The 24,801-nt window shown below is 33.2% G+C and carries 22 protein-coding genes and 1 tRNA gene; 2 read left to right on the top strand and 21 right to left on the bottom strand.

What is annotated here, in order from left to right:
* Window positions 1–57: 57 nt before the first annotated feature.
* Together G6O70_RS06145 and G6O70_RS06140 are read right to left on the bottom strand one after the other, a co-directional pair.
* Window positions 58–261, bottom strand: coding sequence for a hypothetical protein (locus tag G6O70_RS06145; protein WP_057868889.1), 204 nt, complete (start codon window positions 259–261; stop codon window positions 58–60).
* Window positions 262–382: 121 nt separating this feature from the next.
* On the bottom strand, window positions 383–1,603 hold the full coding sequence (locus G6O70_RS06140) for an acetate/propionate family kinase (RefSeq protein WP_057868888.1): 1,221 nt from the start codon (window positions 1,601–1,603) through the stop codon (window positions 383–385).
* 170 nt (window positions 1,604–1,773) lie between these two features.
* Here G6O70_RS06140 and G6O70_RS06135 point away from each other — a divergent pair, with 170 nt between their 5' ends.
* Window positions 1,774–2,331, top strand: coding sequence for a nucleotidyltransferase family protein (locus tag G6O70_RS06135; RefSeq protein ID WP_057868887.1), 558 nt, complete (start codon window positions 1,774–1,776; stop codon window positions 2,329–2,331).
* A gap of 174 nt (window positions 2,332–2,505) precedes the next feature.
* On the opposite strand, the gene G6O70_RS06130 is transcribed toward G6O70_RS06135, so the two are convergent.
* The 4 genes from G6O70_RS06130 to G6O70_RS06115 all read right to left on the bottom strand — a co-directional run bounded on the left by G6O70_RS06130 (window position 2,506) and on the right by G6O70_RS06115 (window position 5,451).
* Window positions 2,506–3,948 (bottom strand): APC family permease, encoded by a 1,443-nt coding sequence (locus G6O70_RS06130; protein ID WP_057868886.1) that lies wholly within the window; start codon window positions 3,946–3,948, stop codon window positions 2,506–2,508.
* A gap of 158 nt (window positions 3,949–4,106) precedes the next feature.
* The gene (locus tag G6O70_RS06125) at window positions 4,107–4,523 is read right to left on the bottom strand and encodes a hypothetical protein (protein WP_057868885.1); all 417 of its coding nucleotides are present in this window, start codon (window positions 4,521–4,523) and stop codon (window positions 4,107–4,109) included.
* A gap of 130 nt (window positions 4,524–4,653) precedes the next feature.
* On the bottom strand, window positions 4,654–4,986 hold the full coding sequence (locus G6O70_RS06120; RefSeq protein WP_057868884.1) for a hypothetical protein: 333 nt from the start codon (window positions 4,984–4,986) through the stop codon (window positions 4,654–4,656).
* A gap of 15 nt (window positions 4,987–5,001) precedes the next feature.
* Window positions 5,002–5,451, bottom strand: a complete 450-nt coding sequence (locus G6O70_RS06115) for a universal stress protein (RefSeq protein ID WP_057868883.1) — start codon at window positions 5,449–5,451, stop codon at window positions 5,002–5,004.
* 217 nt (window positions 5,452–5,668) lie between these two features.
* Here G6O70_RS06115 and G6O70_RS06110 point away from each other — a divergent pair.
* Window positions 5,669–5,752 (top strand) — tRNA-Leu (locus G6O70_RS06110).
* A gap of 422 nt (window positions 5,753–6,174) precedes the next feature.
* On the opposite strand, the gene G6O70_RS06105 is transcribed toward G6O70_RS06110, so the two are convergent.
* The 15 genes from G6O70_RS06105 to G6O70_RS06035 all read right to left on the bottom strand — a co-directional run bounded on the left by G6O70_RS06105 (window position 6,175) and on the right by G6O70_RS06035 (window position 24,793).
* Window positions 6,175–7,131 carry a 3'-5' exoribonuclease YhaM family protein gene (locus G6O70_RS06105; protein ID WP_057868882.1) on the bottom strand — a complete coding sequence of 319 codons (957 nt, stop codon included), beginning with the start codon at window positions 7,129–7,131 and terminating at the stop codon, window positions 6,175–6,177.
* 23 nt (window positions 7,132–7,154) lie between these two features.
* Window positions 7,155–9,377 (bottom strand): AAA family ATPase, encoded by a 2,223-nt coding sequence (locus G6O70_RS06100; RefSeq protein ID WP_057868881.1) that lies wholly within the window; start codon window positions 9,375–9,377, stop codon window positions 7,155–7,157.
* Complete coding sequence (locus tag G6O70_RS06095; protein WP_057868880.1) at window positions 9,358–10,566, bottom strand: metallophosphoesterase family protein; 1,209 nt, start codon at window positions 10,564–10,566, stop codon at window positions 9,358–9,360. Before G6O70_RS06095 ends, G6O70_RS06100 begins: the two co-directional genes overlap by 20 nt.
* Before the next feature lie 126 nt (window positions 10,567–10,692).
* Window positions 10,693–11,031, bottom strand: coding sequence for a YlbF family regulator (locus G6O70_RS06090; RefSeq protein ID WP_057868879.1), 339 nt, complete (start codon window positions 11,029–11,031; stop codon window positions 10,693–10,695).
* 75 nt (window positions 11,032–11,106) lie between these two features.
* The gene (locus G6O70_RS06085) at window positions 11,107–13,227 is read right to left on the bottom strand and encodes a PBP1A family penicillin-binding protein (RefSeq protein ID WP_057868878.1); all 2,121 of its coding nucleotides are present in this window, start codon (window positions 13,225–13,227) and stop codon (window positions 11,107–11,109) included.
* A gap of 109 nt (window positions 13,228–13,336) precedes the next feature.
* Complete coding sequence (gene argR / locus G6O70_RS06080) at window positions 13,337–13,801, bottom strand: arginine repressor (protein ID WP_057868877.1); 465 nt, start codon at window positions 13,799–13,801, stop codon at window positions 13,337–13,339.
* A gap of 74 nt (window positions 13,802–13,875) precedes the next feature.
* Window positions 13,876–14,589, bottom strand: a complete 714-nt coding sequence (locus G6O70_RS06075; RefSeq protein WP_057868876.1) for a Crp/Fnr family transcriptional regulator — start codon at window positions 14,587–14,589, stop codon at window positions 13,876–13,878.
* Between the two features lie 175 nt (window positions 14,590–14,764).
* Window positions 14,765–15,811, bottom strand: a complete 1,047-nt coding sequence (gene recA, locus G6O70_RS06070) for a recombinase RecA (protein ID WP_057868875.1) — start codon at window positions 15,809–15,811, stop codon at window positions 14,765–14,767.
* Window positions 15,812–15,911: 100 nt separating this feature from the next.
* Window positions 15,912–17,150, bottom strand: a complete 1,239-nt coding sequence (locus tag G6O70_RS06065; RefSeq protein WP_057868874.1) for a competence/damage-inducible protein A — start codon at window positions 17,148–17,150, stop codon at window positions 15,912–15,914.
* An 88-nt stretch (window positions 17,151–17,238) separates the two neighbouring features.
* Complete coding sequence (gene pgsA / locus G6O70_RS06060) at window positions 17,239–17,826, bottom strand: CDP-diacylglycerol--glycerol-3-phosphate 3-phosphatidyltransferase (RefSeq protein ID WP_057868873.1); 588 nt, start codon at window positions 17,824–17,826, stop codon at window positions 17,239–17,241.
* A gap of 32 nt (window positions 17,827–17,858) precedes the next feature.
* Window positions 17,859–18,797 carry a helix-turn-helix domain-containing protein gene (locus tag G6O70_RS06055; RefSeq protein WP_057868872.1) on the bottom strand — a complete coding sequence of 313 codons (939 nt, stop codon included), beginning with the start codon at window positions 18,795–18,797 and terminating at the stop codon, window positions 17,859–17,861.
* 91 nt (window positions 18,798–18,888) lie between these two features.
* Window positions 18,889–19,614 (bottom strand): elongation factor P 5-aminopentanone reductase, encoded by a 726-nt coding sequence (gene ymfI, locus G6O70_RS06050; RefSeq protein ID WP_057868871.1) that lies wholly within the window; start codon window positions 19,612–19,614, stop codon window positions 18,889–18,891.
* Complete coding sequence (gene yfmH, locus G6O70_RS06045; RefSeq protein ID WP_057868870.1) at window positions 19,614–20,915, bottom strand: EF-P 5-aminopentanol modification-associated protein YfmH; 1,302 nt, start codon at window positions 20,913–20,915, stop codon at window positions 19,614–19,616. The genes ymfI and yfmH overlap by 1 nt, the downstream gene beginning before the upstream one ends.
* Window positions 20,902–22,176, bottom strand: a complete 1,275-nt coding sequence (gene yfmF, locus G6O70_RS06040; RefSeq protein ID WP_057868869.1) for an EF-P 5-aminopentanol modification-associated protein YfmF — start codon at window positions 22,174–22,176, stop codon at window positions 20,902–20,904. The genes yfmH and yfmF overlap by 14 nt, the downstream gene beginning before the upstream one ends.
* 310 nt (window positions 22,177–22,486) lie before the next feature.
* Complete coding sequence (locus G6O70_RS06035; RefSeq protein ID WP_057868868.1) at window positions 22,487–24,793, bottom strand: DNA translocase FtsK; 2,307 nt, start codon at window positions 24,791–24,793, stop codon at window positions 22,487–22,489.
* Window positions 24,794–24,801 lie beyond the last annotated feature (8 nt).

Here is a 24,801-nt window from a genome sequence, read left to right as displayed (position 1 = left end):
AAGAAAACCTGTTACCAGATTTTCTAATTTAACTCTATTTTATTTTTGCTTACTTTTTTAATCTTCTGCAGCATTCATTGCTTCTAAAATGATTTCAAGTTGTTCACGTTCTTCTTCAACATTACGTTTCTTTTCATCGTAAGCATTTAATAAATGGCGTCCCCGCTTTGAGCTGCCAATCCTCGTACAAACTTCGTCAAGTTCAGCAATTTTATCAACTGTTTCTTGATAATCGTGTAAAATATCAAGCTTGTTACCCATGACAAAAGTCCTCCCAAATTAGTTGTTTTATCGACTTGAATAATCTAACACTTTTTGTCATATTTGTGAACAGTTTTATGTTACGATTTCGTTACAAATTTATTTTTTTTGGATAAATTAGCTATACCAATTTAGCACTTTTTACATTCTTTTTTGTCATTATCTTAGCAACATCGCGCGCAATCATTAATTCTTCATTGGTTGGAATCACAAGTGCCTTGACTTTTGAGTCTTCAGTAGAAATCACAATATTCTCTCCTCTTACTGCATTACTCTCTTCATCAACCATTATTCCCATATAGGACAATTTTTTCAAAACCTCGCTTCTAATTTCTGCAGAGTTTTCTCCAATTCCGGCTGTAAATATTATTCCATCGACCCCACCCATTTCGGCAGTATATGAACCTATATATTTCACAATATCCTTAACAAAAATATCGACAGCAAGCTTAGCACGTGGATTTGTACTACTTTTTGCCATAACATCACGCATATCAGAAGACACTCCTGAAATTCCCAATAATCCAGATTTCTTATTCAAATCATAAATTGCTTCAGGCATGGAATGCATATCTAATTTTTGCATCATGAACGATAACATCGCAACATCTGCATCTCCAGAACGTGTAGCCATAGTAATCCCTGTCAATGGAGTAAATCCCATTGAAGTATCAAAAGACTTACCATTCTTGATGGCACAAATTGATGCTCCTGCACCCAAATGACAACTGATTAATTTGAGTTTCTCTAATGGACGATTTAAGATTTTAGCCGCAACATCTGCAACATAGCGATGACTAGTTCCATGTGCCCCATACCTTCTTACACCATACTTTTGATACCATTCGTATGGCACACTAAAAATATAATTTTCTTTTGGCATTGTTTGATGGAATGATGTATCAAAAACTGCAACTGCAGCTGCAGTTGGAAGAATTTTCTTAAAAGCTTTTATCCCCATCAAGTTTGCAGGGTTATGAATTGGTGCATATTCTGCCAAAGAATTTATCTTCTTGATAACTTTACTGTCAATAGCAACTGATCGTTTAAAATATTCTCCACCAGCAACTACGCGGTGTCCTACCCCTTTTATTTCAGAGAATTCATGAATAATTTCCAAATCAAGTAACAGTTCCAATAAACGTTTGACCGCATAAGAATGATTTTTTATTTCTTCCCTTGTTTCAAACTTCTCACCAACACCATATTTAATTTTTATTTCACCTTCTGCTAATCCAATTCTATCGAAGAGACCTTGTGCTAATACTTGTTCTGTACTCATTTCAAATAGTTTGAATTTTAAACTTGAACTTCCTGCATTAATTGCAATTATTTTTGACATAAAAATTCCCCCTCACTATATTTGAAACGCTTTCAAATATTAATATACCAAATTTTTAACTGATTTTCACTAGTACTGTTGACGATTTAATAATTATTCAAAAATATTGGCTTTCATTCTCTTCAAAAAAACATTACAATTAACTTTAGCAATTTTTACGGAGGATGTTAATGAACTATAAAAAAGAATTACTTGAGATATTAGTTAATAATGCAGAGCTTACTGAAATTTTTAAAATTTTAAAAAAGGAGCACCTGAGTACTGCATATGTTTGCAGTGGTACAATTCGGACAATCGTTTGGAATAATTTATCATCAAAAAAGACCAATCTAGTTCTAGAAAATATTGATGTTCTTTATGCTGACGCCGGTGAATCATATGAACAATTCTTGACAAGAAAAGCAATTTTTTCACAAAAATATTCCAAATATTTGTGGAATATTGAAAATGTATGCTTAAATGATGCAAAATCATTGCAACCATTCGGGAAAAACATTGAGTCAGCTTTGAAAAAGGTACCGGAGACCTGCAACAGCATTGCAGTGAATCTAAATGATTCCGAACCTGCTATCATTGCTCCATTCTCCTTGGAACATCTTTTTAATTTTGAAATACACCCAACACCTCGTTTTCAGTCAGATAAGATGCTACTAAAGCAATTTAAAACACGAGTTACCAATAAGAACTGGCAAAAGAAGTGGTCATCACTTACCTTCTTTGTAGAATAATTTAATATCCATGGTAAATAGAGGGAGTAATTCAAAGTTTGCTTTGAATTACTCCCTCTATTTGTTCCATAAGTCAAAATTCTCTGCCCAACTTCAAATTACTCGCAATATTCGTAATTTCAAGCTAGTACTCAAATTTCCCGACTTATATCATACTTTTTCTTATTATACTTTCTAATTTTCTTTGTTTTTCTTTCCTAAATATGAATGCTTGATGCCATATGCAAAATAAATTATTAATCCAATAAAGAACCATAGTATAGCATACATCTTAGCATCATTTCCTAGTCCCCAAAAAACTACAAAAGCACCAAGAAAAGCAAGTGCTGGTAAAACTGGGTAGAATGGCATTTTAAAACCTGGTTTTGGTAAATCCTTGCCTTCACGTGATCTTAATGCATAAATTCCAATGGAAACAAACATAAAAGCAATCAATGTTCCAGCGGAAATCAATTGTGCCAAGAATGCAAAGGGGAACAATGCACCAATCACAATTCCGATTGTTGAAAGTGTAAGTGTAGCATTATTTGGTAGTTTATCTTTATTTAATTTTCCTAACCATTTGGGAAGCATCCCATCCCTACCAAATGAATACAGTAAACGTGAACCTGCTAACATCATTCCAATCAATGCTGTGAACATTCCAACCACCGCAATTGTTTGCACAACCGTTGCTACAATCGGATGACCACTCTGGCGAAGAGCCCAGCCAATTGGTTCAGCATTGTTTGCGTAATTAGTATACTTGAACATTCCTACAATTACTAAAGATACAACAACAAACAATACAACGGCTATTAACAACGAACCCAAAATTCCACGTGGCATTGTTTTTTGAGGATCCTTTGCTTCAGCTGAATTAGCTGCAATCGAATCAAATCCAATATATGAAAGAAAAATTGCCGATATTCCTGCGTAAATACCTTGCCATCCACCAAAAGCAGAACCATCCGCATTTTGATGATACTTAGGAATAAAAGGAAAATAATTAGCTTTATGTAAAGCAGTCATTCCAACGATTACAAATAAAATAATTGCTAATACTTTAAGAACAACCAAAAGATTCTCAACTCGTGCTACTCCTGAAATGCCCCTTGATAATAAAATAGCAACTAACAAAACTACAATCATAGCAACCAAATCAATAACTCCACCCTCAGTACCAAAGGCATTCGCAAGTTGTTTTGGAAAATTAACTCCAAGTGGTTCTACTAATCCACGAAAATTAGCCGATATTCCAGATGCAACAAAAGCAACTGCAATAAAATATTCTGCCAAGAGAGCCCAACCAGCAATCCATGCAAAAAATTCACCAAAAATAACATTTATCCATGAATATGCCGACCCGGCAAAGGGCATGACAGAAGACATTTCAGCATAAGCAAATGCTACAAGTCCAGCAACAACAGCCGCTAACAAGAATGAAATAACAACAGCTGGCCCAGCATGTGTAGCAGCAACTACTCCAGGAAGAGTAAATATAGACGTTGAAACAATTGTTCCAACTCCTAATGCTAAAAAGTCTTTGACAGTCAGCACTTGAGATAAATGTGCATCCTTAACTTGATAAACATTTGGATCTTCTTTCAAAAGCAACCTTTTTAAAAACTTTCCCATTAAAACTCCTCCAATAAATTAATAAATAATAAAATTATATCAAGAATATTAGAGAAGTCAACCGTCAGACTAATTTTAACCTGTAAAAAACTCATCATTTCTTAATAAAAGCAAGAATAAAGCTCCTCCGTCTTAATTTTATTAACAAACATATTTTCTTAATTACCTAGCAACATTCTTTGCATAAAAATTATGGGCGCTGCAATTAACAAAAAACAGTGCTTCGTAAAACTTAAAAAAAAGTTCAATAAAATATCTCTTGTATCATTTTCCTGAGATGTTTTTCTCTTAGATCTTTTCAACATTTGGTCCGTTGTTTCTGACTCTACAACAGTTTCGGGTTCTTCAACCGTTTTTTTTGTTCTACTCATAGAATCAGTAATAATCTTAGTATCTTCTTTTACTTCGACCCCCATCATATTGAAAGGATTTAGTAATAAAAAATTACTGATTAAATAATAATCCACTAACAATTTCCAACTAGTTGGAATAATTAATTGTGCTAATGCTAATAAAATTAAAAATGATGCCAAACTATTAATTAAGATCTTACTATATTTTGTAAAATTTCCCATTGATTATTCCTCAATTCATCTTATGCTTCTTAAAACTTGTCTTTAAATGTATCTTATATATAATTTGTTCCAGTAAAAAAGCCAAGGTTAAGAAAACTACCCCAGCTTTATCTTCCCTAATTACCCTTAATTACAATTTTATAAGTTCAGTAAAGACTTTTCGATTTACAAGATTTATATAAATCACTGCAATAGTATATAAATCTAGAAAATATATTAACAATCCCATTGATCCATATAACATCATAACAATTGATATCCAAAATAAACATTGACTCAAAATTGTCCATTTTTTTCTTGTCTTTATTGCATCAATAATTTCTTTGTTAGTGGACTCTGTAAGTTCAATCTCTTTACCCTTACTTAATTTGTCACGTAACTTCTTCACCATTAAACCTAATCTGATATTATAACCCATTAACAATATTAAACTGAATAAAGCAATTATTTCTAATGTCGACATTTTATTACCTCACTTTCAGCTTACAACAAGCACATCACATTTTGCGGTCCTCACAACGCCATCCGTGACGGCTCCTACAAATATTCGTCCAACTGCAGACATTCCTGTTTTCCCCAGAATAATTAAATCAATTGGATAATCCTCTATAAAGTCACGAGCAATAACTACCTTAGGAGAACCAAATCTTGCATGAACGCCCACATTAGTAAATCCATCTTCTTTTGCAATATTTTCCTTTAACTTTCCAAGATATTGCTGAACTGCTTCAAAAGTAGAATAAATAATATCTCCTGACATACTAACAAGCCCACCAAAATTATTTGTAAATTGTTTCGTATCAATAACGTTCAGAATTTCAACTCTTCCGTTATTCCTTTTTGCGACTTCAATTGCCTTTTTCAAGGCTTTCTCCGCATTCTTCGAACCATCAACCGGAACCAGAATACTACGATATTTTTGTTCCATTGAGATCACCCCTAACATCTCTGCTTATTGTAACATTTTATCCCAAAATTTTACTTTAACTAGCTATTTCATTAAGTAATCTTAATTTTCAAGATAAAATTGTTTGCGCTTTCCTTTACTTAATTTTAAATGTTAATCAACTAGTATGCAAGTGTTTCGTTTTTTTATCCTTTTATTTAATATTAATTTGTTGTATAATATGCGGGTATTGTTATTTGCCCTCGTGGCGGAATTGGCAGACGCGCAGCGTTCAGGTCGCTGTTTGGGTTTCCAAGTACAGGTTCGACTCCTGCCGAGGGCATATAAGAACACCCTTTTAAAGAGTTTCAAGAGTTATATGTGCAACGTTTGTGCATTATCTTTTGAAGCTTTTTATTTTGCAAAAAAGTCTATATTTATAATAAGAAGAGAAAGTTAGCTTATTTCTCTATCATTATTGTGTTGCTCGGCTCATCAAAGCAAATGAACTTGATTATAATGTTCATTTGCTTTTTTAATTTCCAGTAAATGTCTTCAAGTTATTCAATGTAATTCACATTTATAGTTCTTTCTGTCTATTATATTATTGCAATTTTAAGTACTGCATTTAAATTTCATTTATTAAAAAGTACCCCTTATTAAAAATGTAGTATTTCTCAACAGTAAGATCGAAAATCTAACTGTTGAGAAATACTACATACAAATAAAATGAAAATTTTTTATTCTATCGGGCTAATTCTATAATTAATCTTTACTTCCAGTAGGACGATAAAAATTTCTACCATCCATTCCAAAAATTCTTTCAGAAAATGTTCCAGGTTCAGTATGTCCAAGTGTTCCCCTTAACATTTGAATAGAGGCATCTAGTTGATCAATTTGATGTAAGACTTCAGCTTCTAAAAGATGAGGTTGGACTGGTGAACCATATTCTAGTAGACCATGATGTGATAAAATCATGTGGCGAAGTAGAATCATGTCTTCATTCTCAAAATCAATCTTCAACTTATCGGCAGCTTTAACGATCTGTTCATCAATAAGTACAATATGACCTATTAAATTACCAGCTAAAGTATACTGTGTTGCGACCGGCCCTGATAATTCAATTACCTTACCTAGATCATGTAAAATTGCTCCTGCATACAGTAATGGTGCGTTAATGTCCTCATACTCCTTTACAATTGCATGTGCTAACCTCAACATCGATAACGTATGGAAGGCAAGACCTCCAGCAAATGCATGATGATTTTTTTTAGCTGCAGGATAACTGAAAAATTGATCGTGATATTCCGATAAAAGATATCTTACTACACGATTCCAATTAGCATTGGTAATCTCAAAAAGTGCGGCGTTAAATTCATCTTCCATTTCATCCACAGAAACCGGAGCTTTTTTTACAAAAGTATTGACATTATTTGGTTCCTGTTCTGTTGCCAAACGCATTTTAAATATCTTAACTTGCGGATTTCCTTGATAAACTTCCCTTTTCCCCTTAACAAAAACAATTTTACCTGGAACAAAAGAAGCAATATCATCTTCAGATGCATCCCAAAATTTTGCACTTATTTCACCGGAACTATCAGTAAACATAAAAGCAATAAACTTATTACCATTTTTTGCAATTCTAACATCCGCAGATTTTATTAACATGAATAATTCCATATTTTCATCTACTGCATAGTCATATATCTTGTTTTGACTCAAATTTAATCCTCCCTTTTAATCTTCTAAATAACTAAGATTTCTTCGTAACTTACTTTATCACACATTACAGAAATATCGACCGTAAAACATAATATTTGTGTCTCACTACTAATTTCTAGTAATAAATCAATAATTTGAATCTTACGCTTTTTATCGAAATTCACAAAGCCATCATCTATTATAATGGGTAAACCTATTTTTTTATTAAAAGTAACTACAAATGCTAATCTCAATGATAAATACAATTGTTCTGCCGTCGCTCTTGATAGCTCATTTACCTTAAATTCTTGATTATCTTTAGTCAGAAACAAAAATTGAGTTTTTTCTAACACGATACTAATAAAGTGACCTCTTGTTAATTTCTCAAAAAAACGAGTTGAAAGTTCGATAATTTGCGGCAATCTATCCTTTGATAATTTACTTAAATACTCATCCAGCCATTTAGTAGAAAGCACCAAAGATAACCAGTCTTCTATTTTTGTGTTAATCCGTGCTCTTTGATTAGCCGCTTCTTGTTGCAAAATAGCTATCTCATTTGAATTACCAATCTTTTCTAATTGCATTTTGTAACTAATTAGTTGCGCAGTCTTGTCCTCACTATCAATTCTTTTCAAATTAATCTTATTGCTTATTAGATTTTTTTCTTCTTCAATTTCTCTTTTACTCGAAAACCTTTTTAAATTATTAATAACATTCCTTGAGAGTTGTGATTTCAACCCTTGCAATTTGCTTTCCACTTCAATTTGATTTTGTTGTTGGAAATACATGCTCCTAAAACTGTCAAAATTATCGTATTCAACCTCTTCTAACTGAGTGTCAAATATAATTTGCTCTTCCCTTAATTTAGATAGTTTAGCAGTTCGCTCTTGATTCAGGAAAGTTTTCCTTGTTTCAAACTCATTCTTAAAATTTTGTTGTTCTTTAAATTGACGTTGAAAATTAAATATTTTCTCCAAATTTTCTGAGTAATCATTGGTCAGTTTTAATTTTTCTCTACAAAAATCAAACTTATTTTGCTCGGAAATTGGCTGAGATTCAACACTTGAATCCTTTTTTAATTCCTTATTGAAACCATAAACACCAATAATTATACCTATTATTCCACTAATTTTAAATGGCACATTAGAAACAAAAATTAACATTAATAAGGATAAGACAAATATACCAAGAAATATCAAACTCACTTTGTTGTTTCTTAAATTTTTATTTCTTCTGCTTAATCTTTCAGAATTAACGGTCTCATGTCTAGTTAGATTTTTTGAAGAATTCAGTGAATCAAATAGGTTATCAAAATCCTCTTTGTTTTGTAAATAGAAATTCAATTCTATGAAATCTTTTTCTTTTAATTGTAATTTTATATTTTCTATTTGTTTTTCTATGCTGCTGAGATTCTCTTCAAGTGCACTTATCTTATTATGCTGAAACTGTACTCTTTCAAATGTCTCTATCGTAATTTTTGACACAGGATCTGTAACCTTTCGAGAAGTAAGAAGTACATCTTGGTATACATCCCATGATGAACTTAACTGTTGCAACTCTAAAAAGTCCTGTTCGTATTGTTTTTTCTCTTGTAAAATTGTTGCATTTTGTTCTTGCAATTCACTAATTTTCTTATCAAGGTCTTTTGACTCATCTAACTTATTAATCAAATGTTGTGTTTGCTTTTGCTGTTCATCATACTCTTTGAGCATTACATTAATTTCAGGTACTCTTCCATTAGGTTTATAAAGTTCTCCAGCTACTTTCATAAACTTTTTTTGTGTCTCAAAAATCTCCTGACTTCCACTAGTTGCAATGCTATAAAAATTTTTTTCAAGTTCATCAGGTTTTAGATCTAACACTGCGTGCAAACTAGATTGATTTACAGCATAAATTTCATTGAACAATTGCTTGTCAATTCCTGATAACCATTTTTTTAATAAACTTTCTGGAACTTTCTCGCCTGTTTGCTTATCCATAATAGATAAATTACTACCCTTATCGCTATTAATGCGTTCAATTACATATTTATGACCACGTTGCGTAATTAATAAATTACCACCATAAATACTACCTTTTTTAGGTGCATAATTCTCACTTTTTTCACGTTTAGTTGGAAATCCAAATAAAATTGAGCTAATGAACGACTTGAATGTAGATTTTCCAGATTCATTTTCACCTGTAATGATTTGAAAATCTCTTGAAATATCAAAATGGCTGTCAACAAAGTGACCATATCCATAAATATTAGCTTCTAAAATCTTCATAACTTTCAACATCCTCAATCAAATTTAACTTTGCTTTTTCAAAAATTGCTTTGTTTGTCTCCTCATCATTAAAATGATCATCAATAAATTCAAGCTCTCTTAACTTCCCTAGTAAATTATCAATTGTTTTTCTATTGAAAACATCATTTTTAACTTGACTCAAAATTTCTTGATCCAGCTTATTAGACTCAGTCACTGTACTTATATCATAATTTATTTTTCTAATAAAAGCCTTTTGAGTTATGTTCCTTCTTAAAGTACGCAAAAGATAGTCATTTTGAATATTTTTCAATAATTCTGTATTTTCTCCCTCTACCTTCAGATTAACACTGACTACTGTTAATTGGTTATTACTGTTCATTTTATGCTCAATGTCATAGATTAGTTCTTTTTCTATATCCTCATAAGATTGTCCTGTTGAAGGTTTCTTGTCTATGTTAATCCATTCAAGTTCATCAATTGGTCTAAATTCTGGAGAAAGCTGTCCATCTATTTCTCTAATCATATAAAAGCCCTTTAAGCCAACTTCTTTATTATTTCTCCCTTGAAGTGAACCAGCGTAGATAATTGGTGGTTTCTTATTAAGCATTTGCCGATTATGGATATGTCCTAAAGCCCAGTAATCATAATCTTTACTGAGTAACTCACTCAATCTAAATGGTGCATAGTTTTGTAATCTATCATCCTCCAATACAGCCCCATGCAACATTCCAAGATGCCATTTTACATCAAGATGTCGAGGATAATTTTCTATTTTACTCTCTACCCATCGTTCCCCATAGCTAAATCCAGTTACAGCAACTTCTTCATTTGTATTTTTCGTTATTATTTTTTTTGTTATTACTTGATTAGGAAAAATATAAACATTTTCCGGGAAATAAAAATTAACCTTGTCCAAATTCTGAAAATCATGATTTCCAAATGCCATAAACACAAAAATATCATGCTTTTGTAATTTTTCAAACAAATTTTTAAGTTTAAATTGCAAAGTTAGATTAATCTGATGACCATCAAAGACATCACCTGCAAGTAAAATGAAATCAACATTTTCAGCAATAGCTACTTCAACTACTTTTGTAAGTGCATTTATTCCAGCATTTATTATAATTTTCAATTGTGATTTACTAATTCCACTTAATCCTTCAAAAGAACTTCCAAGATGCAAATCAGCACAATGAATAAACTTCATATTAATTACCTCTTATCTCAAACAAGTAAAAAGGAGCTGGGTCAAAAATTACATTTTGTCCTAGCTCTCTTTTTGATTACATATAGATCATATTTAGCAAAGCCAGCAAAAATTTTTGAAGAATCTTCAGCTTTGATATAATTCACTCACTGGTTTAAACATGATTTGATTGATTTCATCAATTAGTTGCGCTAATGTTCTTTCCTTGTTCATCAAATTCATGATTACTTCAATTTTTTCAACCTGTTCTCCCAATGCTTTAATATTATTAAGATCTGATTCTTCAACATTTCCCTGAACTTGTTTACCTTGAAAATCTATTTGTGCTTTTTGGAATTCTTTAAATTGTTGATAAGCACTCTCGTCGGCTTTAACTGCCTCATATGCTACTTTTAAATCCTTATATTCTGGGGTATTTCTTAGATCTTGTTCTAACTGATTTGCCGAATCATATATATTAATCATCGCCATTGCCTCCTCTATATAATAACCAAGCTAATTGTACCATTTTAGTTCCCAAGAACTCCATATTTTAACAAGTTAATTTCCAAACCACTGTTGAATTTTTTCTTTTCCTTCACTAAATAACCCACTTGCTTTTTCTTTTAGACTATTAGCAGATTTGGAAACGCTTTCCCCTGCGTCTTTAAGCCCATTCAAGATACTATTAGCTGAGCTGCTGTTCTTGGAGTTTGCAAGCCTCTTAGCTGCACTCTTAACCGTAAATGATGTTTTCGCAGTATTAGGAAGTATATTTTCCATCTCATTCTTAAATAATGCCGATCCACCCCGAATTCCCTCATTATCAAGACTATATTTTGATGAATCAAAACCGACCCATGTTGCCACAACAATATCTGGAGTATATCCAATATACCAATGATCTTTATCACTTGTAGCAGTTCCAGAATCCGCTTTAGTAGTTCCTGTTTTACCAGCAATTGTATAACCATAAGGTTTAGCATTAACTCCAGTTCCATCATTAAAAACATCAATCATCATACTGGTCATTTCATTCGCATTTTTCTTGCTAATTAAACGTTTTGAAGATACCTTATTATTCACTATCGTTTTACCAGAAGCATCTACTATCTTAGTAATTAAATACGGTGAACTTTTTACACCACCATTAGCAAATGCTGTATATGCTTCGGCCATTTGATAAGGTGACACGCCTTTCGTTAATCCTCCTAAAGCAATACTTAAATTATCATCACTCTTTGAGACATCCAAACCAAATTTCTTTACCATATTATATCCGTTTTGAACACCTATCTTATTTAATAACCAAACTGTCGCAGCATTCTTACTTTCAGCAAGAGCTGTGTACATCATAATATTCCCCTCATAATCATTATCTATATTATGTGGTGTATACTTATTAGTCCCATAAGAACGTAACTTATCTTTTAAAATTGAATCATAGTGATATCCAGCTTCTAATGCTGGAGCATATACTGCAATGGGTTTGATTGTAGATCCAGGTGAACGAATAAGCTGTGTTGCCCTATTGTATCCACGAAAAACGTGAGATCCTTCTCTCCCACCAACAAGAGCCAGTACTCCTCCATTATTCGGGTTAATCGCAATTGAAGCACCTTGTGCCTTAGTCCCATCGCTAGCATTATATGGAAAAAGAGTTGAGTTAGCAAAACTATTTTGCATTTTCGTTTGATATGTTTGATTCAATGACGTGTATATCTTATATCCACCATTCATAATCTCAGTTTCACTCAACCCATATTTACTAATTGCTTCATTGATAACCGCATCGAAATAGTATGGATATTTATAACCAGATTCATATTCATAATTGTCATGCACTGTCATTGCAGTTTTTTTATACTGGTTTGCCTGTTCCTGTGTAATTTTACTATTCTCGGCCATCAATCCAAGAACAACATTTCGACGAGAAGTTGCATTTGTTAAATGGTCAATTGGATTATACTTTGTTGGATTGGTAAGCATTCCTGCCAAAGTAGCAGCCTGTGCAACAGTAACGTCTTGCGCTGACACACCAAAATACTTCTCAGCAGCATCTTGCACACCCCAAACGCCATTTCCAAAATATGCACTATTTAAGTACATTTCTAAAATTTCTTTTTTGCTGTACTCATTCTCGACTTGCATTGAAATAAAAATCTCTTTTGCTTTACGAGAAAAAGTTTGTTCTTGTGACAAAAAAGCATTTTTTACTAATTGTTGTGTAAGTGTACTCCCGCCACCACTAATATAGTTTCTACCTAATATCTTATTTTTCAACAGCAATAATGCTGCACGCCCAATTCCTTTAAATGAAAACCCATATTCATGATAAAAATTTCGATCTTCAGTTGATAAAACGGCATTAGTTATGTTTGGAGAAATGTTATCTATATTTTTCCATGTACCTTTTTGGGAATATAAATAACCAGCTTTATTTCCAGAATAATCATATATTTCCGTTGTTTGTTGTAATTCATCTTTCAAGTTACCCACATTTGCAGTTTTAGCAATAAAAACCAAGTAAATACTCATTATTAAAAATAATGTTAGACAAACTATAATTAACCAGCGAATTAACTGATATCTTCGTATTTCCTTCATTAACCATTTGCCCAATTTGTTGGAAAAATACCTTATTTTACTCAACAAATTTTTAAAAAAAGAATCATTTCCCATTGTTTTAATCCAATCCTTTTACAAGTATTTTCATAATTTTATCATACTTGCAAATAATGCTCATTTTTGAAACACAAGTGTTAAAAATAATTAAAAATTGATCCACTTTTTATGATCTTCCAATTTTTAAATATTTATTAAACAAATCATTCATACTTTTAGCATCTTCATCGTTTTTACTAATGACCAAAATAGTATCATATCCAGCAATTGTTCCGACTACTTCTTTTTTTTCTAAATCATCAATAATTGCAGACAAAACATTAGCTGTTCTAGGCAAAGTATGTACAACATTCATAGTTTGTACTCGTGTAACATCTATCACCGACTCTGAAATTGTGGTATACATTTTTTCCTCTTCGGAAGGGGAACTTCCCTTGAAAATAGTATAACGAATACGTCCATTTCCATTTGGTTCTTTGATAATTCTCATTTCTCTTATATCTCTCGAAATCGTTGCTTGTGTCGCCTTGATTCCCTCATGAGCCAGAACTTCCATTAGTTCCTCTTGAGTTCCGATGTCATTTTGCGTGATTAATTGTTCAATTTTAGCTTGTCTAACTTCTTTTTTCATATTAATCAACCTCATAAATTCATTTTGCCTTCATTATAGCAAAAAAAGAGTAGGTCTTCGAATCTTAAACAAAATTATAAATATTCTTTATACTTCTGAGAAAAAGAACGAGTAAGTCTCTCCGTTCCAACTAATGATCCTTCATTTCGCAACATTCTATATGTTTTTCCAACAGTTTCCCTTGTAGTTCCTGCAAGTCTGGCAAGTATCGACTGCGTTAACCATTTAGGAATCATGTACTCAAAAGATTCATCTACTGTACCAAATTTTTCACTCATATGATGTAGCATTAAACTGACTCTCATCTGTGGTTGAACGTATGAATTTATCATATTACATTTCAAAAAATTAGCAATAATATTACTTTTTTGACCATCCAAAAATTGCTCTATCGTAGTATCATTGTAAATTAATTTCTCAAAAGTAGTTTTTGTCATCGCTACAATCGTTATATCCGTACAGGCACACATATTAAAATTCTTTAAAGTACTTTTTAAAATCATGGAAAACGGTAAAAATTCATTTTTCCCCAGAAAAAATGATCCTACTGCCTCGCCATTACAACTATATACATCTATGTTGACTATTCCTTGAGTTAATAAAAAGACTTTTTGATCATTATTACTATTAAATAACAATCTCTCACCGCGTTTATATTGTAATACAACCGCTTTTTGCACAATTGGAAGTAACCTCGCTTCTTCAACTAAAGAAAATAATTCTTTTTTCTTTAGCTCGCAAAGTACTAAACCAAAATTATCTCGCTGTAAAATCCCTTGGCTTTCCATATTACTCCCCCTTTATATAAATTATATTCCATTATATTAAATAAGAATATATATTTATTTAATATAATGACTATTGCTTTGCATATAACTACGCAAAAAAGAGAACTAACACTTTATTCATCCAAAACTGAATAATTCATTAGCTTCTCTTCTTATGATACTTATTTTTAGTTTATTATTTATCTAATTCATCCAAAGGTAAATCTGTCGAAACTTCAGCGACTTCACTCTCATCTGCAATTCCATAAGCTTGTCTTACTTTCAACATGATTTCGTGCATTGTTTCTGGATTATCTGCTAAGTATTGTTTGGCATTTTCTCTACCTTGTCCTATTCGATCTTCACCATACGAATACCAAGAACCACTTTTCTTAACAATATCCTTTTCAACTGCCATGTCAACAAGCTCACCTGTTTTTGAAATTCCTTCGCCATACATGATGTCAACTTCTGCCCGCTTAAATGGAGGGGCAACTTTATTTTTTACAACTTTTATTTTTACTCTGTTACCTATAATGTCAGTTCCATCTTTTATCTGCTCAGCTCTTCTAACTTCTAAACGCACAGTTGAATAAAACTTAAGGGCACGTCCACCTGGTGTTGTTTCAGGGTTACCAAACATAACTCCAACTTTTTCACGTATTTGATTAATAAAAATAGCAATGGTTTTTGTTTTATTAATAGTTCCAGATAGTTTACGTAGAGCTTGCGACATCAATCTTGCTTGTAGACCAACATGTGCATCACCCATTTCACCTTCAATTTCGGCACGAGGGACCAATGCAGCAACAGAATCAATCACTACAATATCAATTGCTCCGGAAGAAACAAGTGCATCTGCAATTTCTAATCCTTGCTCACCTGTATCTGGTTGAGAAAGGAGTAAATCATCAATGTTAACCCCTAATTTCGTTGCATAAGCTGGGTCTAATGCATTCTCGGCATCAATATAAGCTGCAACACCACCATTACTTTGAACCTCAGCAACAGCATGTAATGCGACTGTTGTCTTACCTGAACTCTCTGGCCCATACACCTCAACGATTCTCCCTCGAGGATATCCGCCGACACCAAGTGCTTCATCAAGCGCAAGTGAACCACTTGAAACTGTTGAAATTTGCGTGTCGGCCTTTTCACCCATACGCATTATTGAACCTTTACCAAAGTTTTTCTCTATCTTTTTCAATGCAGCATCAAGTGCCGCCTGTCGTTCATCAGCCAAATTTATTCCTCCTAATAATCCCGTATAAACAAATCTTAACAGTCTTATAATACAGATTAATCCAAAAAAAAGCAAGGAAAAAACGAACAAAAGTTCGATTCTAAAGCGAACGTCTTATATAATCTAACCCTGCTAAAGCTGCCCTTTCTCTTATAAAATAACGATTACTTGAGAAATGATAAAGTTTTGCAATTGTCTTTTGTCCCTTTATCGCTAAACCGATCCAAACGGTTCCAACAGGTTGCCCTTCCAACTCTGCGGGTCCTGCAACTCCGGTAAAGGAAATTCCAACATCAGTTCCTAGCTTCTCTCTCACTGAATTTGCCATTTCTTTTGCTGTTTGTTCACTAACAGCTCCCTCATTTTTTAATGTCTCATGAGAAACACCTAATAATTGTTCTTTAGCCTGATTTGAATAAGTAACCACTCCACCATAAAAGACGCTAGACACACCTGGAACACTTCCCAATGTTGATTGGAACTTACCCGCAGTGAGACTTTCTGCGGCTGAAATGGTTAAACCTTTACTTTTCAGCTGATCAACTACTACTGCAACTAAGCTATTATCGTCGCCATAGCCATACATAAATTCGCCAACACGGCTATTTATTTCATTCTCCATTTTATTCAACATTTTTATAGCTTCAGTTTCTGTTTTACTACTTGCTGTGATTCTTAGAGTAACTTCGCTAGTTTTTGCATAAGGAGCAATTGTTGGATTAGTTTGCTCGTCTATCAAATCAGCTAATTTAGTAACCAACATTGACTCACCTATTCCAAAAAAGCGGAGTACCCTAGAAAATAAGCGATGATCATTAAAATAAGTTTCCTGCAATCGCGGTTGTGCTTGATGACTAAACATTGGTTTCATTTCACTAGGAGGTCCTGGTAATAATAAGAAATCTGTACCATTTTCATTTTTAAAATAATTTCCAACTGCAAATCCAGTTTCATTTTTTAGAGCAATAGAATCTTGAATATAAAGTGCCTGAATTTTGTTGTTTTCAGTCATCACTTTTCCTGTCTCAGCATAATAACGATTAATCTTTTCCATTGCCACTGCATCTTCAACAAGGATTTTTCCTAAAAATTTTGCAACTGTCTGCTTTGTCAAGTCATCTTTTGTTGGTCCAAGTCCCCCTATAAGGATTATAAGATCACTTCTGGAATCAGCTCTCTTAATTTCACTCAAAAGACGCTCTTCATTGTCACCAACTACGGACTCAAAATAAACATCTATTCCCATGTCTGCCAATCTTTTTGCAACAAAGGTAGCATTAGTATTAACAATCTGACCTAAAAGAATTTCTGTACCTACTGCAATTATTTCTGCATGCATTATTAAATGCCTCCCACTAAATTATATATACGCAAAACTAAAAAAAACTAATCTTTATATTCAATAATACAAGATTAGTTGTGCCTGATTATTTATCAAATGAATCAGCAAATATTTCTTTACTGTTTACAAAATATTCAATTCCTGAATATACGGTGAAGAATAGACAAATATATAACAAAATTTCCCCTATCGGAATACCGACAGTAGCAAAAAATATGTTATTTAAAAAAAGAAAAATAATTGATAACATTTGTGTCATCGTTTTAATCTTCCCAGGCATTGCTGCTGCAATCACCTTGCCATCATTCTCAACAACAATCAAACGTAAACCTGTAACTGCGAGTTCGCGACAAACAATTATTGCTGCTACCCATGCCGGAACCTTACCAATTGAAACCAAAATAATAAAAGCCGTCATCACAAGCATTTTATCAGCCAAGGGATCAGCAAATTTGCCAAAATTCGTTACTAAATGTTGTTTACGAGCAATTTGTCCATCGGCAAAATCTGTAAGTGAAGCAACAGCAAAAATTATCGCACCTAAAATCTGTGTTATGGGAACTACTGTACCTCCAAGAGAAATATTTCCCCAGCTAAGTGGTAATAACAAGATTAACATAAAAATTGGAATTAGAATAATACGCATAACCGTAAGTTTGTTTGGTAAATTCATTCGAAAATAAGCCTCTCAATTCTTTTTAAATTCTAGTTCTCTAAATTAATTGTAAGTGTCCTAACAGTTAAAGAACTGTTATCTTTTTTATAATTAAACTTCTTACCATTAACCGTCAACGTTGTAGCCCCAGAATTTCCTAAGTTAATCGTAATTACCGTTGTTCCGCTTGGTAAACTAACCTCATGACTCTCTCCACTGCTTAAAGTTCCTTGCCATTGCTGAGATCCATTCGCAGAAACTGCAGTCCAGGCTTTGCTGCCATCGATTGCAACTTTAACAACATTTGTACTTGCTGCATTAGTCATTGTATATACAAACTTAGAACCACTGCTTGAAGCTAAACTAATTTTTGACTTACTGCTCTTTTTTGACTTTGAGCTACTAGATTTCTTTGAAGCTTTTTTCTTTGAGCTCTTAGAAGATGATGACTTTTGTGAACTTTCAGAAGATGACTTCTTACTTTTGCTTGAAGTCGCTGAAGTTGAACTTGACTTAGCATCTTGTTGCGAAGAAACCGAAACATTTGAACTGCTCTCAATTTGTTGAGTTTGTGCATCTTTTTGTCTATTACTCCATGCAACGTAATAGATAGATCCAAGTATCACTACCACTACCGCAACAACAATGATAGTTGGGAGATAGCCTAAAAAATGACTAACTTTATTTGATTTCTGAATATTTTCACGAGTAACTTCACTCCGTGTTTTTACCGTTTCTTGAACCGCATCACCAGTTGTGTTTTTTTGACTTTCAAATGCACTTAAAAATTCTTCCGGATCAACATCAACACACTCTGCATATTGCTTAATAAATGCTTTAACGTAAAAATCCCCTGGCAATGCATCGAAGCGTTCATCCTCAATTGCTATCAAGTATCTTTTTTGAATTTTTGTGATTTGTTGCAAATCATCTAAAGTATATCCTTTTTCAATTCTTGCAGCCTGTAAACTTTTTCCAATTTCAACCATTTTTAACTCTCCAATATTAACTTATATCCGTAATTTAACTATTCTATATCAAGTATATCATAGACAGCTAAATATATTAATTAAGAATTGTTTATTTCAACCAACCACCTGTTACATATATTGTTTGTCCTGTAAGATATCCAGCTTTTTCATCTAAAACAGTACTGATCCAATAACTAATCTCAGATGGAACAGCAAATCTTCCCATTGGAATTTGATTGTCAATTGCTGATTTTTGGCTGTCAGAAAAAGCTGAATTCATTTTCGTATCAACTGCACCTGGCGCAATAACGTTAACAGTAATTCCAAGAGAGGCAACTTCTTTGCTATAAGCATTTGTAAAAGCTGATAATGCACCTTTTGCTGTACTATATGCCACTTCCATTGCACTTCCTGATCCGCCATACACAGATCCCAAGAAAATAATTCTTCCATAACCATTCTTAGCAAGTTTACTTTCTAATAATTGAATTAAGCGCAACGGGCTAAGAACCTGCATCTGCATGATTTTAGCAGTATTCGCATATGTACTTTGGCTAAATAATCCATAGCTTGTGGTACCTTGCGCAAAAATCAATGCATCCAGTGTAAATAACTGACTAGCAATATTCTCAACTTGCTTTAAGTCATTAAAGTCTGTCGAGATTTGTAAAAAGTCCTGTTTGGGATATTCGACACGAAATAAATCAATTAACTTGCTAACTCGTTTACCTCCAGTATTTGCATGCAAATATAATGACCAACCTGCCTTAGCTAAATCAAGCACAATTTTCTCACCAATATCTCCAGACGCACCTACTACCAGTGCCCATTTCATCAATTAACATCCTCTTTCGGTAAAACTTGATATACACTCACATTATCAGGTTCAATAAATTCATTCATTGCTTTTAGTACATCTTTTAATTCAATTTTTTCTAAAATTTCAACCGCATCAAAACTCATTGCACCAGCAAATAAGTTCCCTTCATATCTGTTTGCAATTCCCTCAAGTGAATTCATTGATTGGATTTGTCTTCCAATAAATTCTTTCTTTGCTAACAAGAATTCTGCTGTCTGACTATTGATTAGATTATTGGCAGTTTTTAAAAGATCAATGATCCTCTTAGTAAGTTCCTCTGCATGGCTTGTTTCACCACTTATGACACAGAAATGATATCCCCGTCCAACTGAAATATCATAATCAAAACTATCATCAATTAGCCCTTCATCATACAATTCATTGTATTTTTCAGACGATTCACCCATTAATAAGTACATTCCTAGATTTAAAGCAATTTTATATTTCAAACCGGTTTTTCCAGCAGGTAACTCTACGTTTCCTCGAATACCTACTGCAACTTTAGCTCGACTTGTAGTAACTTCAAGCATCCGATAAGGAATAATATCATATTTATCATTAATCATTGATTTACTGTGAATTATTTGTGATACCACAGGAAATTCCTTTTGTTTTTGATTTTCCTCAATCCAATTAATTGTTTCAACTGGATCAATCGCGCCCACAACAAATAAAACCATGTTGCTTGGCTGATAAAAAGCATGATAACAGTCATACAAGTCCTTTGCGGAAATTCTTTGGATTGACTCAACTGTCCCTGCAATATCTTTGCTTAATGGACTATTGGGATACAAATTTTCAACTATTCCACTGTACAATCGCCAATTATAGTCATCATTATACATCTTGATTTCTTGTGCAATTATTCCCTTCTCCTTCTCAACCGATTCTGTTGTAAAATACGGAGATTGGACAAAATCAAGGAGTGTCTCAATACACTTCTTACCATTTTCAACTGTTGAAAAAAGATAACTTGTTTTTGTATATGAGGTAAATGCATTCGAATCAGCACCTAACTGACCAAATAATTCAAAAGCATCATAGTTTGCTTTCTCAAATAACTTATGTTCTAAAAAATGAGCAACTCCCTCAGGATTATTTTTAACTTTACGATCATTCAGCGTCATAAATGCAGAGTCTACTGAACCATAATCTACAGTAAAACTTGCATATATCTTATGAAATCCCACTTTTGGAACCAAGTTAACAGTTAAACCATTAGTTAGTATTTTTTGGTAGACTTTTTCCTCAAAATTAGGATAATCAATTATTTTCATTCTTTACTTCTCCATCTAAAAAAATGATTGCTTCTAAATGTACCATCTTGGCAATTTCAGCAACGTCTGTAAGTGTTACGTTCTTTATTTTTTCAATCCACTCTTTTTCTTGAAGATCTTTATTCAATAAACCATTAAACAATGCTCGACTAAGTAACACTCCTTGATGATCCAGCTGACTTAAATAACTATTTATTAAAGATCTTTTTGCGGTTTCAATTTCTTTTTTTGTGATGTCACCCGCTCTTAATTCTGATAATTGTTGCTCAATAATCTGCAGGACTTGTTTCTTATTTTCAGCTTCAATTCCGGTCTTAACTGACAAGAATCCTCGAAAACTATCATACGAACTGCTTGCATAGTATGCTAAACTTGATCTTTCACGGACATTGACAAATAACTTTGAGAGCGGTTGTCCACCGAATAAATCATTAAAAACCAAGGCAGAATAATATTTATTCTCTTGAAAATACACTGGTAATGAGTAACCAAGATTTAACTTAGCCTGACTGATTTCAAGATGATGAATTCTTTCTTTAACAACTTGGCTTTGTGAGGGATGTGCATAAAATACTGATAATTTTTCTGGTTGTCTAGCAGTAAAGTTAAGATTTGCAGCTAATTCTTTTGCTTGCTCTTTTGTAATGTCACCCGAAATAATTATCTCGACTTGATTACTCTTAAGACATTCAATATAGTACTCATAAAGTTCCTCATTGGTAATTTTATCTAAGCTTTCAATATCACCAAAGGAGGGAAGTGCTTGCACAGTATCTTCAAAAAATAAATTATTCAATTCAAGTGAAGCAAATAACTGTCTATCATCCCTTACAGAATTAATATAGTCTGCTAATACTTCCTTTTGTCTCTCAAAAGTCTTTGGGTCAAAGCGCTTACCATCCAGCAACGGTTCAAAAATAATTTCTTTCAAAAAATTAATACCCTGCTCTAATAACCCATCAGTAGTATTTAAAAAATGTTCATTGACGCATTCAAAATTAAAACTCAACGCATGAATATTTCCTTTTCGCTCTGTGGAAACACCAAACCCCGCACCATACATACGCGCAAGTTCTTCCGATAATATTTTTTGATTAGGGTATTTCTGACTACTATTTTCTAAAATACTAGCCAATAGCAGCCGTTTTGTCAGTGCTTCAGATTTCAGCGGAGCTATCAAGTCTACCGCTATTCTAGTTGTTTTAAACTGTTTGGTTGAGACTAACGACAAACTAACCCCTGATTTTAAGCTTATGCGCACTTATTATTCCCCCTAAATATTCATAGCATTAATAATAAGCGAAAAAAAGACAAAAAACAATCTGACTTTCAAAATATATTCATTTTTTAAACTGATAAAACAAAATATTACATAAATCAAACTCAGTAAAATTGCTTACTAGTTCTAAATCTTGAACATGGCAAGTCCTTTTCCATAAGAGATTAAAAGATAGACAGAGCTTTTTGACTTGCAAACTGCTTATATTCAGAATAAATAAGGAGCTACGCCAAAATTACTTTTTGACCAGCTCCTAATTTCCAAACTATCTTAATTTTTCCTTACTGTCCTCTTATTCTTGTGAAGATCCATCATCATCTCTTGGAACAAATACTTTACGCGGTTTACTTCCTTCAGATGGTCCTATCATCCCGTGAGCCTCTAATTCGTCTACAAGTCTAGCCGCACGATTATAGCCAATTCTAAATCTGCGTTGAAGCATTGATATACTGCATGATTGTTCTCTTGCAATTAACTTTACCGCTCCATCAAACAATTCATCTTCTGCATCTTCAGTTTGATTTTGTTGTGTTTCTTCGTCTGAAATAATTAATGATTCATCATACTCTGCAGGTTGTTGTTCTTTTACAAAGTTGACTACATTTGTAACATCTTGGTCTGAAATAAATGCCCCTTGAACCCTGATCGGTTTATTAAGTCCCATTGGAAGAAAGAGCATATCTCCTCTACCTAATAATTTTTCCGCTCCATTTGAATCAATGATTGTTCGAGAATCGGTTCCACTTGAGACAGCAAATGCCATTCTTGAAGGAACATTTGCTTTTATCAAACCAGTAATAACATCAACAGAGGGACGTTGTGTTGCCAAAATCATATGAATTCCAGCAGCTCGTGCCATTTGTGCTAATCTAATAATTGCATCTTCAACTTCATTTGAAGCAACCATCATCAAATCTGACAATTCATCAACCACAATTACAATATAAGGAAGTAATTGCTCAGCTGTTTTCATATCTTTATTTTGTCGTTCAACCATCTTATTATATCCGGAAATGTTTCTTTGGCCCGTGTTTGCAAAGAGTTCATAACGACGTTCCATTTCCTCAACTAACTTATTTAAAGCTTTTGCAGCTTTTTTAGGATTTGTTACAACAGGTGTCAGTAGATGTGGGATTCCATTATAGACCCCTAATTCAACCTTTTTGGGATCAACCAGCATCAATTTAACTAAGTGTGGTGGGCAATTCATCAACAAACTTGTAATAATTCCATTAATTGCAACTGATTTACCGCTCCCTGTAGAACCAGCAATCAACAAATGTGGCATCTTTCCTAAATCTGCTGTAACAAGATTTCCCGCAATATCACGACCTAATGGAACTTCAAGCAATTTAGAAGGTTGCCGTTTTTGTTCCTCAACAATACTTCTAAACGAAACAGTTGATACCTTCTGATTTGGCACTTCAATTCCAATCAGTGACTTGCCAGGAATTGGTGCTTCAATTCTAATATCTTTAGCTGCCAAGGCTAGTGCCAAGTCATCTGTGAGTCCAACAATTTTACTAACCTTTACACCAATTGCTGGATGCAATTCATATTTAGTGACAGAAGGCCCCAAAATTGCCTTTCTAATTTCAACATTAACTCCAAAGCTTTTGAATGTCTCTTTAAGAACTTTGGTATTATACTCAATCTTTTTATACTCGTCACTTTGATCTTCAGCCGCCACTTCTTGCAATAACGCTGTACTCGGTAACTCATAATCTAGATTCACAGAATTTTCAGTAACAAGCGTATCTCCGCTATCAGCAGATTTAGCAGCACTAGTGCTCTCTTTTTTTTCTGTGTTCCAACTGTTTGTCTTGATAAACTCGGTTTCATTAACTTGCTCTTGGACTTTTTCTTGTTCCTGATCAGTATTTTCTTCGATAATCTTTTGTTTTTGTTTAGCAAGTTTCCTTTGTTCTTTTACAATTTTTTGCTCGTGTGTCACCTTACTACGCTGTTTTATCTTGTTATAGCAGCTTTTAATAGTTTCAAATAATCTACTCAACACGATACTACAACCTTTTATGAAATAATTAATTCCAATTCCAATAATCTGCAAAACTTTTGCAAAGGATACTTTAAAACATACACACATGCTAAACACTGCAAAAATTGCACTAAATATATAGGTTCCAATCTGTGAAAGTAAAAAATAGGCTGGCGTATAAAGAAAAGCACCCAGCATTCCGCCACCAACACTCGAACCAATATCCCCCGCCACTAAATCACTTTGCAAGTATTGCCAAGTGATATTAATAAAGTGGGAATGCAAATCCAATTTGCCAAACAACATTGCGTGTAACACTAACAGCAAAGATAATATAAGACCGCTTACTCCTAAAATCCAATTCTTTCTTAATTTAGGTTCTGTCCCCGTAATCAAGAGATAGGCTCCTAATAACACGAGTGCCGACAACCCAATAACTGCAACATCCCCTAGAAAAATGCGAAAAAAATTCAGACACAATATTCCTAAAAAACCCAATTTAAAAATTCCAAACACACCAAAGAAAATAAAAAAGCCTCCGCAAATTCTATTGGACTCTTTTTTCTTAGCCTTGACACTTGGTTTTCTTTTTCTTTGTGCCATCTTTTTCA

The sequence above is a fragment of the Liquorilactobacillus hordei DSM 19519 genome (assembly GCF_019443985.1).
In the GTDB taxonomy this organism is placed as follows: Bacteria; Bacillota; Bacilli; order Lactobacillales; family Lactobacillaceae; genus Liquorilactobacillus; species Liquorilactobacillus hordei.
The sequence above is the reverse complement of the archived record's forward strand: the minus strand, read 5'-3'. Positions and strand labels throughout refer to the sequence as shown.

Excerpts from the sequence above, each read along its gene's own strand:
- G6O70_RS06145 (WP_057868889.1), bottom strand. The coding sequence starts at position 261 with ATGGGTAACAAGCTTGATATTTTACACGATTATCAAGAAACAGTTGAT.
- G6O70_RS06140 (WP_057868888.1), bottom strand. The coding sequence starts at position 1,603 with ATGTCAAAAATAATTGCAATTAATGCAGGAAGTTCAAGTTTAAAATTC.
- G6O70_RS06135 (WP_057868887.1), top strand. The coding sequence starts at position 1,774 with ATGAACTATAAAAAAGAATTACTTGAGATATTAGTTAATAATGCAGAG.
- G6O70_RS06130 (WP_057868886.1), bottom strand. The coding sequence starts at position 3,948 with ATGGGAAAGTTTTTAAAAAGGTTGCTTTTGAAAGAAGATCCAAATGTT.
- G6O70_RS06125 (WP_057868885.1), bottom strand. The coding sequence starts at position 4,523 with ATGGGAAATTTTACAAAATATAGTAAGATCTTAATTAATAGTTTGGCA.
- G6O70_RS06120 (WP_057868884.1), bottom strand. The coding sequence starts at position 4,986 with ATGTCGACATTAGAAATAATTGCTTTATTCAGTTTAATATTGTTAATG.
- G6O70_RS06115 (WP_057868883.1), bottom strand. The coding sequence starts at position 5,451 with ATGGAACAAAAATATCGTAGTATTCTGGTTCCGGTTGATGGTTCGAAG.
- G6O70_RS06100 (WP_057868881.1), bottom strand. The coding sequence starts at position 9,377 with ATGAAGATTTTAGAAGCTAATATTTATGGATATGGTCACTTTGTTGAC.
- G6O70_RS06095 (WP_057868880.1), bottom strand. The coding sequence starts at position 10,566 with ATGAAGTTTATTCATTGTGCTGATTTGCATCTTGGAAGTTCTTTTGAA.
- G6O70_RS06090 (WP_057868879.1), bottom strand. The coding sequence starts at position 11,031 with ATGATTAATATATATGATTCGGCAAATCAGTTAGAACAAGATCTAAGA.
- G6O70_RS06085 (WP_057868878.1), bottom strand. The coding sequence starts at position 13,227 with ATGGGAAATGATTCTTTTTTTAAAAATTTGTTGAGTAAAATAAGGTAT.
- argR (WP_057868877.1), bottom strand. The coding sequence starts at position 13,801 with ATGAAAAAAGAAGTTAGACAAGCTAAAATTGAACAATTAATCACGCAA.
- G6O70_RS06075 (WP_057868876.1), bottom strand. The coding sequence starts at position 14,589 with ATGGAAAGCCAAGGGATTTTACAGCGAGATAATTTTGGTTTAGTACTT.
- G6O70_RS06065 (WP_057868874.1), bottom strand. The coding sequence starts at position 17,150 with ATGCATGCAGAAATAATTGCAGTAGGTACAGAAATTCTTTTAGGTCAG.
- pgsA (WP_057868873.1), bottom strand. The coding sequence starts at position 17,826 with ATGAATTTACCAAACAAACTTACGGTTATGCGTATTATTCTAATTCCA.
- G6O70_RS06055 (WP_057868872.1), bottom strand. The coding sequence starts at position 18,797 with ATGGTTGAAATTGGAAAAAGTTTACAGGCTGCAAGAATTGAAAAAGGA.
- ymfI (WP_057868871.1), bottom strand. The coding sequence starts at position 19,614 with ATGAAATGGGCACTGGTAGTAGGTGCGTCTGGAGATATTGGTGAGAAA.
- yfmH (WP_057868870.1), bottom strand. The coding sequence starts at position 20,915 with ATGAAAATAATTGATTATCCTAATTTTGAGGAAAAAGTCTACCAAAAA.
- G6O70_RS06035 (WP_057868868.1), bottom strand. The coding sequence starts at position 24,793 with ATGGCACAAAGAAAAAGAAAACCAAGTGTCAAGGCTAAGAAAAAAGAG.